General features: G+C 40.9%; 11 protein-coding genes and 1 tRNA gene. 4 read left to right on the forward strand and 8 right to left on the reverse strand.

Annotation, left to right across the window (positions count from 1 at the left end):
• Positions 1-4 precede the first annotated feature (4 nt).
• A complete protein-coding gene (locus tag MMO42_RS13720) occupies positions 5-1168 on the reverse strand; it encodes an MFS transporter (RefSeq protein WP_241320926.1) in 1164 nt (387 codons plus the stop codon).
• A 450-nt stretch (positions 1169-1618) separates the two neighbouring features.
• Here MMO42_RS13720 and MMO42_RS13725 point away from each other — a divergent pair, with 450 nt between their 5' ends.
• The gene (locus MMO42_RS13725) at positions 1619-2215 is read left to right on the forward strand and encodes a LysE/ArgO family amino acid transporter (protein WP_241320927.1); all 597 of its coding nucleotides are present in this window, start codon (positions 1619-1621) and stop codon (positions 2213-2215) included.
• A 50-nt stretch (positions 2216-2265) separates the two neighbouring features.
• On the opposite strand, the gene MMO42_RS13730 is transcribed toward MMO42_RS13725, so the two are convergent.
• Together MMO42_RS13730 and greB are read right to left on the reverse strand one after the other, a co-directional pair.
• A tRNA-Ser gene (locus MMO42_RS13730) sits at positions 2266-2355 on the reverse strand.
• Positions 2356-2451: 96 nt separating this feature from the next.
• Positions 2452-2940, reverse strand: coding sequence for a transcription elongation factor GreB (gene greB, locus MMO42_RS13735; RefSeq protein WP_005296174.1), 489 nt, complete (start codon positions 2938-2940; stop codon positions 2452-2454).
• A gap of 371 nt (positions 2941-3311) precedes the next feature.
• Here greB and MMO42_RS13740 point away from each other — a divergent pair, with 371 nt between their 5' ends.
• Entirely contained in the window at positions 3312-4421 is a 1110-nt protein-coding gene (locus MMO42_RS13740) for a transglycosylase SLT domain-containing protein (RefSeq protein WP_241320928.1), read from the forward strand.
• A 56-nt stretch (positions 4422-4477) separates the two neighbouring features.
• Here the strand turns inward: MMO42_RS13740 and MMO42_RS13745 are convergent, their stop codons facing one another.
• Positions 4478-4861, reverse strand: a complete 384-nt coding sequence (locus MMO42_RS13745) for an SCP2 sterol-binding domain-containing protein (protein WP_004801562.1) — start codon at positions 4859-4861, stop codon at positions 4478-4480.
• Between the two features lie 196 nt (positions 4862-5057).
• Positions 5058-5963 carry a tRNA 2-thiocytidine(32) synthetase TtcA gene (ttcA, locus tag MMO42_RS13750; RefSeq protein WP_005208106.1) on the reverse strand — a complete coding sequence of 302 codons (906 nt, stop codon included), beginning with the start codon at positions 5961-5963 and terminating at the stop codon, positions 5058-5060.
• A gap of 497 nt (positions 5964-6460) precedes the next feature.
• On the opposite strand from ttcA, the gene MMO42_RS13755 reads away from it, so the two are divergent.
• Positions 6461-7321: a lytic transglycosylase domain-containing protein gene (locus MMO42_RS13755; RefSeq protein WP_241320929.1), complete on the forward strand. Its 861-nt coding sequence runs from the start codon at positions 6461-6463 to the stop codon at positions 7319-7321.
• A gap of 217 nt (positions 7322-7538) precedes the next feature.
• Positions 7539-8444, forward strand: a complete 906-nt coding sequence (gene htpX, locus MMO42_RS13760) for a protease HtpX (protein ID WP_005184378.1) — start codon at positions 7539-7541, stop codon at positions 8442-8444.
• 62 nt (positions 8445-8506) lie between these two features.
• Here htpX and MMO42_RS13765 read toward each other — a convergent pair whose 3' ends face one another.
• The 3 genes from MMO42_RS13765 to MMO42_RS13775 form a co-directional block, all read right to left on the reverse strand.
• On the reverse strand, positions 8507-9100 hold the full coding sequence (locus MMO42_RS13765; protein WP_241320930.1) for a DUF4112 domain-containing protein: 594 nt from the start codon (positions 9098-9100) through the stop codon (positions 8507-8509).
• 78 nt (positions 9101-9178) lie between these two features.
• A complete protein-coding gene (mgtE, locus tag MMO42_RS13770) occupies positions 9179-10516 on the reverse strand; it encodes a magnesium transporter (protein ID WP_241320931.1) in 1338 nt (445 codons plus the stop codon).
• Positions 10517-10803: 287 nt separating this feature from the next.
• Positions 10804-13914 carry an efflux RND transporter permease subunit gene (locus MMO42_RS13775; protein WP_241320932.1) on the reverse strand — a complete coding sequence of 1037 codons (3111 nt, stop codon included), beginning with the start codon at positions 13912-13914 and terminating at the stop codon, positions 10804-10806.
• Between the last annotated feature and the right edge of the window lie 23 nt (positions 13915-13937).

The raw sequence follows: 13937 nt of genomic DNA on the forward strand, positions 1-13937 counted from the left end.
CCGATTAAACCAGCCTTTTTCTCAGATAAATAATACTGAGTAAGGCAAGTGCCAAACCGACAAAGGACGGAGCATATCCAAAAGGCGTTGCTAACAACCCAACGATGACAGCACCTGCGACTGCACCGCCATAATTAAAAATATTAACACGAGCAATAATTTCATCTCGTCGACTTTCATCTAAACGACCGACAGCAGAATATGTAAGTGGAACCAAGGCTCCTACAGCGACACCCGCCAATGCAAAACCCCAAATAACTGTCATTAATGAATGACTTATCCCAGATAATACACACCCGAATGCTCCAATCAGGAGAGTGACCAAAGCAATCCATGTCGCTGTTTTAAATTGCAGCAAATAATCAAGGCTTAACCGTGTCAGTAAAATTCCAATTTGATAGGCTGCATAGCCTAAAGGAGCAACAGTTGCAGAACTTGCTAAAACATCTTTGAGATAAATGGAACTCCATGTACTGATTGCGGAATCGACCGTAAACACAATCAGAATAATCAGCCCAAAAATCAGAAGCTGTCGATATGGAATCGCTGGTTTTGTTTGCGGATGTGTATGCGCGCATTGTTTTTGCTGAAATAACCAGTTTCTAGAGAGTTGCGAGGTGATGAATGCAATCACCACCGCAATACATAATGCTGTCGTTGCTCCAAACGTAGTTGAAACAGTCGCAGACATAATGAGTGCCCCTAAAAATGCAGCTGCAGTGTAACAAGCAAAGAAACCACCAAAGACACTTTTACCAAGCCTTTGTTCCATCACAACCGCTTGCATATTCAATGCTGCATCTAAGCAACCTAGCCCAAGTCCATAAAGCAAAAAACTAGCAATCATCAGAATCACATTTGGACTAAATGCAGCAATTGCTATTCCGATGGCTTCAAAAATAAAACCCGTCACAACAGCAAGTCGTGATCCAAGTTTAACCGCTATACGATCAGCTAAAATTGAACCGAGCGCCGCTGCAATACATACACCAAGAATAATCAGCGATAATCGATCATCAGAAAGTCTAAATCGACCTTTTATCGTCGGGAGTGCGGTCATCACGGTCGCATAGGCAAGACCTTGTGTCGCAAAACCAAGCGCAATCACTTTCCGTATTTTACTGAGCATTAGATTGTTTATAGTTTGAATATTAGGATTTGGATCCATGCCTGACTCGCTTCGTTATTTTTCAAATATTTGCTTGGATATTGCCTCGAACACTTCCTGTGTCGATTGTTTTTAATTTTTATCTAAAACGATGCTAAAAATAAGGGCAATAATTTAAAAATAAGGGGGGGTAATTCGGACAACAATATTTTAAGCAGCTTTCTTACAGAAACTGACCTCTAAACACTGATTCAACACAGCAAAGAATACTTCACATTACTTATTCTCCTTCTTAAAAACTTAAAAAAATTTAGCCAAACCAAAACAATCTTAATTTTACTGACTTTTATAAATAAAGAAAGATAATAGCAAACAGTAAATTTCTAGTGGAAAAAGCATCTAACACTTCATTCAAGTGTTAGACAGACAGCCTTTGTCTAAAGTCAGCTGTAAATTCTTTTTCCATTCAAAGCCAACACAGACCATCCTATACGATTGAGGAACTCAAACATGACTGCATTTTTCTATGGACTGGGTATCGGCTTTTCTTTAATTTTAGCCGTTGGTGCACAGAATGCTTTTGTCCTGAAACAAGGGTTAAAGCAGCAACATGTTTTTTGGGTCTGTTTGATCTGTGCGCTTTCAGATTCTATTCTGATTTATCTTGGCGTCACTGGCTTTTCAAAAATCGTGGTCGACTTTCCTTTGATCGTGACCATTGCTAAATATTTTGGTGCGGCATTTTTATTTTTTTATGGGCTTCGAAACTTTTACTCAGCCATAAACAATAGCTCCGCACTCAATCCTAGTGAAATTGAAAAAGATTCCTTACTTAAAATTATTGGCATGTGTCTCGCCTTTACTTGGCTGAATCCACATGTCTATTTAGACACTGTTATTCTTGTTGGTTCGATTTCAGTTCAATTTGCAGATGACCTTTATTTATTCGCTGCTGGAACCATCCTTGCATCTTGGCTGTTCTTTTTCGCTTTAGGCTATGGCGCAAGAATTTTATTGCCTTTGTTTAAAAAAGCCAGCTCTTGGAGAGTTTTGGATGTTCTGGTTGGAATCATGATGTGGGCAATTGCCACCAAGTTGGTTATCTAAAAGATAAAGAAATAAAAAAGCCCTTATGTAAATAAGGGCTTTTTCGTATTTGGCGGAAGCGGTGAGATTCGAACTCACGGAGGACTCACACCCTCGTCGGTTTTCAAGACCGGTGCATTAAACCGCTCTGCCACGCTTCCAATGGCGGCTATCATATAAATAAAAGTTCGACTTGGCAAATCTTTTATTTAAAATAATGCATCAAATGCTCAAAATAAAAACAACACTCTGTAATTTTAAGCATTTTCAGGTTTTTCATAGCGAATTGAGTTGATATACCACAACTTTTTTCCCAATGGTGTCTGCACTTCAACTTCGTCATCGACCTGTTTACTCAGGAGTGCATGGGCCATGGGTGACTCAATGGAGATATGTTGAGGGTGATGATCATAAATTTCATCCACTCCCACTATACGTAAACTTTTTTTCTCGCCTGCATCATTTTCAATTTCAACCCAAGCCCCAAAATAGACTTTCCCTTCTTGCTCAGGGACATAATCAACAATCTTTAACTCTTCTAGGCGCTTCCCTAGATAGCGTACCCGACGATCTATCTTTCTAAGTATTTGTTTATTGTATTGATAATCAGCATTTTCTGAGCGATCACCCAAACTTGCAGCCCAATTTACTTTCTTGGTTATTTCTGGGCGTTCATCGTGCCAAAGCTTTTTTAGTTCAGCGACCAAAAGGTCATGTCCAGTACGTGTGATTAAATTCGATTTCATAAGCCCAAATACGTTAATACAACATTCCATTTACATGTTTTTGCATTGTATTCCTTATTTCCCCACGACTAAAGTGTATAAATTTTATTCTTTTTCAAATCATGCGTTTGTGATGTAATTCTCAATTTTTTATTGTGCAAAATTTGACATTCTCTGTTTTGGCGCTTAATATGCGCCCCTAAGTTTATTTTTGTTCAATTTTTATACACTTTGTAAACGTTGTGAAACATTTACAGCATTTCTTTTAACTCAATGTCATTTTGAATGACGTTCATGAATTGCCCACCCCTTATTGAATTTATCAACTTTTAAAAGTTAAGGCAGTGTTTTGCTGAACTTTTTGGGCATAAATTATCTGTAGCGGAGACAACATGCACAGTAATTCAAGTTCAGGGTCGAGGCCTAGCCTTAACTCTTTATCTTCCAAACTTCCTTTTCAGGCTTTAGCGTTAGGAGTAGTAATCCTTCCTTTTAATAGCCTGAATGCTGAAAAATCACATCAGTACAATACGGTCGTGAACACCAATGTGTTAACTATCGTTGCAGTTGAAAGTCCTACCACAGTCTTTAAAGACGGTCAGTTTTTACATGGTTTTGGCTATGATTTAGCACGCAATTATGCACAAAGCTTAAATGTAAAACTTGATTTTAAAACCGTTCCAGACAATGCCACGGCATTGAAATGGGTCGCTCAAGGCAAAGCCAACATTGCCATGACCACAGCCAATTTGGCAGCAATCGAAAGCAAACAACTGGTTTCTTTTTCGGCAAGCTGTGGCGATCAAACAAGTTTAAGTAAAAATGGTTTAAATCCTCAGTTAAACTGGGTATTCAAACAGGCAGATGATCCACTTACGTTGACCGCGAGTGGTTTTATTTGCCAGAGTAAGCAAGCTGGGACCACACAGCAGTTAGCTTCATTTTATAATCGTAATGTAGTTAAGCCTGAATCTTGGTCCACCATTCAAAAAGATTTGAATCAGCGTTTACCTATTTATAAAGCGAGCTTTAAACAAAGTGCATCTAAATACAATTTAGATTGGCACTTACTCGCAGCGATTGGCTATCAAGAGTCATATCTTAAACCGAGCTCAGTTTCTCCCACTGGTGTCCGTGGTTTAATGATGTTGACCAACAGTACAGCCAAGGCAATGGGCGTAAGCAATCGTTCAGATCCACTGCAAAGCATCCAAGGTGGTGCAAAGTACTTTGACCTGATGTTAGATCAATTTGGCAACGTGCCTTATCCAGATCGTAACTGGTATGCCTTAGTGGCCTACAATATGGGTCCAGGTGCAGTCAGCCAGATTCAGAAACGTATCCGTGCTCAAGGCAAAGATCCGAATCAATGGGTCAATTTATATGACTATTTACAGCGTAACCAAGCAAGAAATGGTCGATATAAACAAGCCGTACAATATGTGACGCGTATTCGTACCTATTTAGAGCATCTTAAAACCAATAGCCGTATTGATGTCTAACTGAATAGATATAAAAAAAGCTTACCTCAGGGTAAGCTTTTTTTATTCGGAAAGAATTAAGCAGTCAGCTCAAGTACTTTCTTGAATAAATCTTTTTGTTCTTGGCTTGGCTTCGCTGTTTGTAAAGCCATAAGCTGAGACATATCACCTTGTACTTTGATTTTACCCGTCATGAATGCTTGCATTGCAGCAGCCATATCAAATTCCAAGAATACTTTACGTAAAGTTTCAGCATCCATGTTCAAAGTTGTTTTAGCATTTGAAGATAAACCCTTTTGGATTTTACCTGCATCTAAAGCCAACTCTGTATTACCAGCTGCATCTGTTACAACCAAGTTAATCGCTAAATTCGCAAGTGCTGGTGGCAAGTTTAAATCACCTGCTTCAGCAGTAAGTTTTTCAACAGTTGCAAACCAATCATCAGTTAAAAATGCAGCCATGATTATTCCTCAAATGTATTTGTTCAATTTCTTGTGCCATCTATCCAGACGACATCTCATGAAGCAATTTGCTCGTGCCCTGTTATAGCATGTAATTTTTATTTTAGGCTATGATTTTTTGTACGCGTGATTCAATTTTTAAAATTTTTATAAAAAAAAGGTACTTAACAAGTACCTTTTCAAAAACTTTTACACTTTACTCAGCAGCAAAACTCAGATTGACCACATCTAAACGATTTTTCAGTTCTTCAGGATCTTTCATATCAAACTCACGCTGAGCATCCAACGCTTCAAAATCGAATAGCTCACGATCCGCCAATTGCGATGGCGAGACATTTTGTAAAGCACCAAAAATACTGTGTAAACGTTTTGGATGCTGCTTGTCCCACTCACGTAACATGTCATTGATAATGGCACGTTGTAAATTTTCTTGTGAACCACATAAATTACACGGGATGATCGGGAACTGACGTAAATCCGCATATTTGATAATGTCTTTCTCTTCGACATAAGCCAAAGGACGAATCAAGATATTCTTTTTATCCGATGAAAGTAATTTTGGCGGCATCGCTTTCAAACTACCACCATGGAACAAGTTCAAGAAGAAAGTCGCCATAATGTCATCACGGTGATGGCCCAATGCAACCTTGGTTGCACCAATTTCTTGCGCAAAACCATACAGCGAACCACGACGTAAACGTGAGCATACTGCACAGTAAGTCTTCCCTTCAGGCGTTAAACGCTTGGTAATGGTATAAGTATCTTTTTCAAGGATGTAATATGGAATGTTGTTTTCTTCCATATAGCGCGGCAAGATATCTTCTGGAAAGCCAGGTTGCTTTTGATCCAGATTCACAGCCACAACATCAAAATTGATCGGTGCAATGCGTTTAAACTGTAACAAGATATCCAATAAGGTATAGCTGTCTTTACCACCAGACACGCAAACCATGACCTTATCACCCTCTTCGATCATGTTGTAATCACGAATTGCATGCCCAACCTGACGACGAAGCTTTTTCAACAGGCGATAATACGCTGAACTTGTCGGAAGTTCTGGCTTGAAATTAAATCCTTGGTTGGATTCCACTGGCGCGTACATAGACGTGATTTACTCATAAACAAAAATACCGCAAGATTTTATCTCATTCCGAAAAGATGCGCATCTAAAGAATTTTTCAATTTCTTCCAATCGTCATATTTGAGTTTCATACTGGTAAAATTCTGACCAAAATAATTCAGATTCGGCTGGATTGCTTATATTTCAAACTTTTCCACAGTTGTCCACAAAAGCTGTGGATAAATTTGTGGATTTCTTCGCTATTGACAAACTCTTTTTGTCTTAAAATAAGGCTTCCGATTAGATTGATCATTTTTTAACCAATGGTTTTATAAAAATAAAATCAATGACTTACATAAGTCAAGACTTAGTTTTTAAAAAATTTTTTTTAATTTTTTTTGCTGAACATTCGAACAAAATGACTTGATTTTTGTCTGACAGCCGAAAATAAAAAAATTGTAGCGAAAGTTCTTTTTTTACTTTTTTTTGTTACACTGCTGTGAAGAACTTATGCTCATCCTTTCGTGAATATTATAACGATGAACAAAACAACATATTTTTTTACCCTTTGCTTGGGGACAATCGGTTTTTTTAATGGTGTATCCACAAGCTATGCTGGTCAGACGATTTATCAATTTAAAGACAGTAATGGTACAACGCTGCTGACCAATAAAAAGAAAGCAGAATATAGCCATTTAAAAGTGGTTAAAGCGACCTATTATCCAGACAGTAATATTCATAGTTATAGTAACTGGGGTGCAAGTGAAGCTTCAGTGCTTCCAAGCTATAGCCGTAATAAAAATGCATTCGACTCATTGATTCGCCAAGCGGCACAGCAACACGGCATCTCTGAAGGGCTCATTAAAGCAGTCATGCATACTGAATCAGGCTTTAATATCAATGCCCGCTCTCCTGTCGGTGCTCAAGGTTTAATGCAACTGATGCCAGCAACAGCACGCCGCTTCAATGTCAATAATGCCTATGACCCGCAGCAGAACATTTTTGGTGGCGCAAAATATTTAAGTTGGCTACTGAAACGCTTTAACGGCAATACCCAACTCGCGATCGCTGCCTATAATGCAGGTGAAGGTAATGTTGACAAGTATGGTGGCATTCCCCCTTTCCGTGAAACCCAAGATTATGTCCGTCGTGTCACCAGTCGCTATCAAAATCTATATGCATCGAGCATCGGCTCATCATCTAGCTCAAATACCCAAGTGATTGCTCAATCGAGCAATTACACCACGCCATCGGCTGAAGCTGCAGAAGTTACACCTACTCCTAAACCATATAACCGTCAAATTATTACCCTTGCAGATGGCACCTTTACCGACGCCCCTACAGGTACCTATACCACCACCAATGCCATCGCATCTGCGCGAATCCGCCTCAGTGATTAACAATTCAAGAATACGATTCTCACAGCGTGATTTTATCGAATTGTTTTCACACAGAAATTGTTTTAAGTCACTGTTTATCAGCCAGTTCATCGTTTTATAGGCTAAATGTATCTACGCCTATTTTTTGCTTGAATTTTTACAATTCGCCCTGCATATTAGCGTTATGATTTATAATTTATAAATCAGATCACTTTTTCTCTATAAGAGGGTTTTCTCAATGATGCGGATTGGTTTGTTCTTGCTAACCAACCTCGCGGTACTGGTTGTAGCTGGCATTATCTTGTCACTCTTCGGTGTCGGTAGTTACCATGGCGCAGGGGGCTTGAATCTAGGCAACCTTTTAGTCGTCTGTTTTGTCTTTGGTATGGTGGGTTCTATTATTTCCCTATTCATGTCGAAGTGGATGGCTAAAAAAACCACTGGGACTGAATTAATTGACCCAAATGCACCCCGTAGTCAAGCAGAAGCTTGGTTATTACAAGAAGTAGCGCAATTATCTCAACGTGCAGGTATTAACATGCCTGAAGTGGGTATTTTCCCTTCTTACCAATCCAATGCATTTGCGACAGGTTGGAATAAAAATGACGCGTTAGTAGCTGTTTCAACAGGTCTATTAGAGCGTATGAACAAAGATGAACTTCGTGCAGTACTCGCGCACGAAATCGGTCACGTAGCAAATGGTGACATGGTTACCCTTGCGCTGATTCAAGGTGTCGTGAATGCCTTTGTCATGTTCTTTGCACGTATTGCCGGTGACTTCATCGACCGTAATGTGTTTGGTCGTGAAGAAGGTGAAGCACCTGGTCTTGCTTATTTTGCCATTACGATCGTACTCGACATCGTATTCGGTATTATGGCCTCTGCCATCGTAATGTGGTTCTCTCGTCAACGTGAATATCGCGCAGACGAAGCCGGCGCACGTTTAGCAGGTAAACAAGCGATGATCTCTGCTTTGCTTCGCTTACAAGCAGAATCAGAAATGCCAGATCAAATGCCGAAAGAAATGAAAGCATTTGCGATTGCGGAAGGTAAGGAACAAGGCTTTAGCTTAGCTGCTTTATTCCAAACTCACCCAACCATTGAACAACGTGTTGCTGCATTACAGCAATTAAATGTTCAATAATCACTATCAGATAAACAATAAAGCCTCCATCACGGAGGCTTTATCTTTTGCAAGACAATCATTTAGTGTGCTTGGAAAGATTGATAAAATTGCCACAGATAACTGAAACCAGCCCAAACTGCCACTACCAATAAAATCAGTACCGCAATTCCCAGTAAATCTGGGATACGTAACCAAATCCAACTCACCACTGGATTACGCCAAAATGCTGAAGTTTTTTGCTTCTGCTCAAGCGACTCATGTAGGAATGGATGTACCACATGGATATCACTGTGTACCTGATATTCATCACGGATATGCGCGTGCACAATTTCAAGCGTCTTGCGGCTCGGACGGATAAATACGTCAAATAATGTGCCGACTATCGGCACAAAACCCACCAACATGTCCATAATCGCCAGTTTGACCACGCCCTTGAGCTTGTGCTGTGGTACACCGACTTCTCTTGCCTTTTTAAAGGCATACAGCGTCAAAATAAAACCTGCAATATCACCTGCAAATGGAATGGTACTCAGTGCAGCATCAGCCCCGACCCCCTGCTTGGTAAAGGGAATCCGAACCAAGCTGTCCATGGTATTGGCAAATTTTGCTAAATCACGTTCGACAGCAATCGCTTGCTGCTGGGTTAATTTTTTTTGTTCTGTTGGAGCAGTCATTCACTCAACCTAAAAACCATGTTTATGCTTGAGAATAAAGCAGATTTTCCTGTTTGTCGGTACAATTATTATTACCAATCAGAATAAAATCATCGAAGCGATAAATAGATACACCAATACCCCAGTGGCATCGCAAATCGAGGTCACCAAAGGTGCAGAAGCACTGGCAGGATCAAGCCCAGCTTTGTTTAAAATGAAAGGCAAGCTCATCCCAATCAAACAGCCCATCAACACAATCCCCATCATACTCAGTGCCAGAACCAAAGCCACCATTTCATCACCACGGAAATACCCCAGTAATGACACTGCAACCGCCATAGTTCCACCAAGACACAAAGCAACTAAGCTTTCACGCCCGAGTAAATAAAACCAGTCTTTAAATTGCACATCACCCGTAGCTAAGGCACGAACCATCAGTGTTGAAGACTGAGAACCGGCATTGCCGCCACTTCCCACCAATAACGGCAAAAAGAAAACCAAGACAAGATTTTTGGCAATCACATCTTCATAGTGAGCAATCCCGATTCCTGACAACAAGCTGCCAAACACCAAAAACACCAGCCAGAAAACCCGTTTCTGATACAGTTGCAAAATAGGAGCTGACTTAATACTCAGTTTAGATGAGGCATTGACCGCACCAACTTTTAAAAAGTCTTCCGTGGCTTCTTCGCTGGCAACATCCATCGCATCATCATAGGTCACAATCCCCACCATCATGTTTTGATGATCGATAATTGGCAGCGCTAATAAATCATAGCGTGCAATGGTTTTTGCCACTTCATCCTGGTCTGTATCCACAAACGCGGTTAAGACATTAGTTTCCATGAGTTCATTGATATTCTGATCTTCAGGTGCAAGTATCAGCTGCTTTAAAGACAAAACCCCAAGAATTTTGCGAGCTTCATCTAGAACATAAGCAAAGTAAATCATTTCAGTATCAGGCGCTTCAAGGCGCAACATTCTGATTGCATCCATGACCATCATATTGGGTTTTAAAGTCGCATATTCGGAACTCATGATCGCGCCTGCTGTTCCCTCTAAATAGGATGACAGTTGACGAATATCTTCTCTCTCAGCCTGTGCAAGGGCTGGTAATAATGCATTCTGTTGTTCTTCATCCAAACATTTAAAGACGTCAGCACGTTTGTCCGATGACATTTCGCCAATAATCTCTGCCAATATATTTCTGGGCATAGCTTGGGCCAGTTTGACCTGTTCGTTGGGTGGAAGATATGAAAATACATAGGCACGATCAGGTAAATGCGTGAGTAGCAATTGACTTTGTTCAGGTGAGAGCTGTGTCAATACATCCGCAATATCGACTGCTTGAAATGTTTCAACTGATGCAAGTGCAAGTTCAATATGATTATTTTTAAGTGCGTCGCTTAATAAATATAAAAAGTTGTTGTAGCTCATGTTCGCCTCTTCACTACAAAGTATCTGCAATGAAGGACTAAACGCAGCGTATTATTTTACGATCGAATAGAAAACTTCATTCAGATTTTGATGAATATAAAAATGTGTAATTTGGAATAAACTACAACTCTGCGTGTCCATTTGGGGAATCAATCCTCATTAAGCCGCTTATACGGCACGGCAATACTACAAATATTTTTGTATATTCTCAACTTAGACAACAAAAATGAACAATTCGAGTCCTATTCTGTTCAACGAATTGTTCATTTCAGTTGTTTATCCAAAGCTTATTTTAGCACTTCAACTGGATTGTCTTTCGACTTAGACAAGGTTCTGACCAGTACATACATAAATGGAATAAAAATCAGGACCAGAATCGTGCCAAAAACTACACCACCAAATACGCTATAACCAATCGCCTGTCGGCTTAAAGCCCCTGCACCACTCGAGAACATCAGCGGAATCACGCCCGCACCAAATGCGATTGAGGTCATCAAAATCGGTCTGAGACGAAGTCCCGCCGCCTCTAAAGCAGCATCCAGTGCATTACGGCCTTGTTGCTGCAAACTTGCGGCGAACTCGACCATCAAAATGGCATTCTTACAGGACAGACCAATGGTGGTCAGCAGTGCAATCTGGAAATAAATATCATTGGCGAAACCAAACCAATAACTAAATAAGATGGTTCCACCAATGCCGAGTGGAATGGCAGCCATCACCACGGTTGGAATTGACCAGCTTTCATAGAGTGCCGCAAGACAGAGGAAAATAAAGGCGACAGAAATCAGATAGAGCCAAATCGCCTGATTACTGGATTGCTGTTCTTGATAGGACAAACCACTCCACGCAAGACCCACATTTGGCATTTGATCAACCAAACCAGCAATTGCTTGCATACCTTGTCCACTACTAAAGCCTTTCGATGCATCCGCCTCCATACTCATGGAAGGATAGCCCATAAAGCGCTCGAGCATAGGTGGTGCACCTTGCCAAGCAATCTGGCTAAATTGAGAAAATGGCACCATTTGTCCATTGGCATTTTTTACATACCAGTAATTTAAATCTTCAGGTTTGGAACGATACGGCGCATCGCCCTGTAAATACACTCGCTTAATTCGCCCACGGTCAATAAAGTCATTGATATAACTGCCGCTCCACGCTGTCGATAAAGTGCGATTAATTTCACTCACATTCAGCCCGTGGATCATGGCGGCCTTATGATCAATTTTGATATTTAATACCGCTTGATCATCATTGCTTTTTTTATCGACATTTTCGACAGAATCAAGTGCATTGCCTTGTTGTTGCAATTGTTGGAAAGAATTCACCAAGCTTTGTCTGCCCAAGCCTTGGGTATCTTGCAGCCAAAACTCCATTTTATCGGAGTTACCTAAGCCACGAATCACCGAAGGCATCAACACCATAATGCGCGCCTGATTATTTTTTGAAAAATACTTCATTGCACGTGCACGAATTTCTTGTGCACTGTTTTCTGTTCCTTTACGATCATTCCAATGTTTTAAGGAAACAAAGGCCTGACCAAGATTTTGTCCTGTTCCTGAAAAGTTACGTCCATGAATGACCATCACGCCATTCAGATTGGCCTTTTCACGTTCAAGGAAGTAATCTGAGATCTGTTTGCCAACGTCCTCCGTCTTGCTCATCGGGGTACCTTCAGGCAAACGGAATTGTACGTTTAACAAGCCCTGATCTTCTTGCGGCAAGAAGCTGGTCGGCAAATCACGATAGACCAAGATAAAACTCGCAATCAATACCACAATGCCAATCAAAGACAGTGCTTTGACTGCAATGACTTTTTTGGAAACATTCAAATAACGTGTTTTAATGGCATCTAAACATTGATTGAACCAGACAGCCCAACGTGCTTGCTTCTGCTGCGGTTTCAATAAAATTGCGCATAAGGCTGGTGTTAAAATCAACGCCACCAATAAAGACAGCCCCATTGCAACCACGAGCGTAATCGAAAACTGTCGATAAATAATCCCTGTCGCACCACTAAAGAAAGACATGGGGATGAAGACTGCGGTCAAGACCAAGGTAATCCCGACCAAAGCCCCACTGATCTCCTGCATGGATTGGATTGACGCTTCCTTGGCACTGAGTTGCTGCTCATGCATCAGCCGTTCAACGTTTTCAACCACGACAATCGCATCATCAACCAGCAGACCAATCGCCAATACCATCGCGAATAAGGTCAGTGTGTTAATGCTCATTCCAAGAACAGCTAAAACAGCGAAAGTCCCTAAAATCACCACAGGAACCGTGACCGCAGGAATGAGCGTCGCACGCCAGTTTTGCAGGAAGATAAACATCACCAGTACGACCAGTCCAATCGCTTCAATCAGCGTTGAGACCACTTGTGACATCGACTCTTTTACAAACGGCGTATCATCGCGTGGATAAACTACAAAATAACCATCTGGTAAGTTTTTTTCTAAACGTGCAACTTCTTTATAAACGGCGTCGGCCACCTGCATGACATTGGCACCGACAGTTAATGACAATGAAAGCCCCGAAGCTGGATAACCATTCAGACGGTTAAACACTTGGTAGTTTTCCGCACCCACCTCAACCCGCGCCACATCTTTTAAATAAATGAAGCTGCCATCATTGTTGGCTTTGACAATAATATTTTCAAACTGTTCAGGCGTACGCAAAAGTGAACCTGAAGTGACCTTGGCATTTAAATATTGGTTATCAGCTGCGGGTAAGTCACCAATTGCACCCGCTGCAACTTGGGTATTTTGATTTTCAATCGCGGAACGTACATCACTGACCTGTAAATGATAACGTTCCAAACGTTGAGGATCTAACCATATCCGCATGGCATATTGTGATCCGAATACACTGACCTCACCGACACCTTCAATTCGGCTCAGGTTCAATTCAAAATTATTGGTTAGATAGTCTGAAATATCGAGATTGCTTGAACGTCCTGATTTATCTCCAAGACCGATCACCATAAAGGAATCGCTCAAAGACTTACGGACATTGACACCTTGGCGCTGTACATCTTCTGGGAGACGATTGATTGCACCATTTACGGCATTTTGTACCTGAACCTGTGCTTGATCAGGATCCGTCCCTTGGTCAAAGAACAAACTAATTCGGCTATTGCCGCTGGCATCACTGCTAGAGCTGAAATACAGCAGGTGGTCAATGCCTTTAATCTGTTGTTCTAAAACTTGGGTAACGCTATCTTCAACCGCTTGGGCGTCTGCACCACTATAATTTGCTGCCACCGTAATGCGCGGTGGTGCAATATCGGGATAACGCTCTACCGGTAAATTTAAAATGGAGAAGAGGCCAACAGCCATGACAATGATTGCCAGTACACCAGCAAAAATGGGACGATGAATAAAAAACTTAGATAACATGGCTGTTCATTCCATTCGTGAAA

The sequence above is a fragment of the Acinetobacter sp. ANC 3882 genome (assembly GCF_022549545.1).
GTDB lineage: Bacteria > Pseudomonadota > Gammaproteobacteria > Pseudomonadales > Moraxellaceae > Acinetobacter.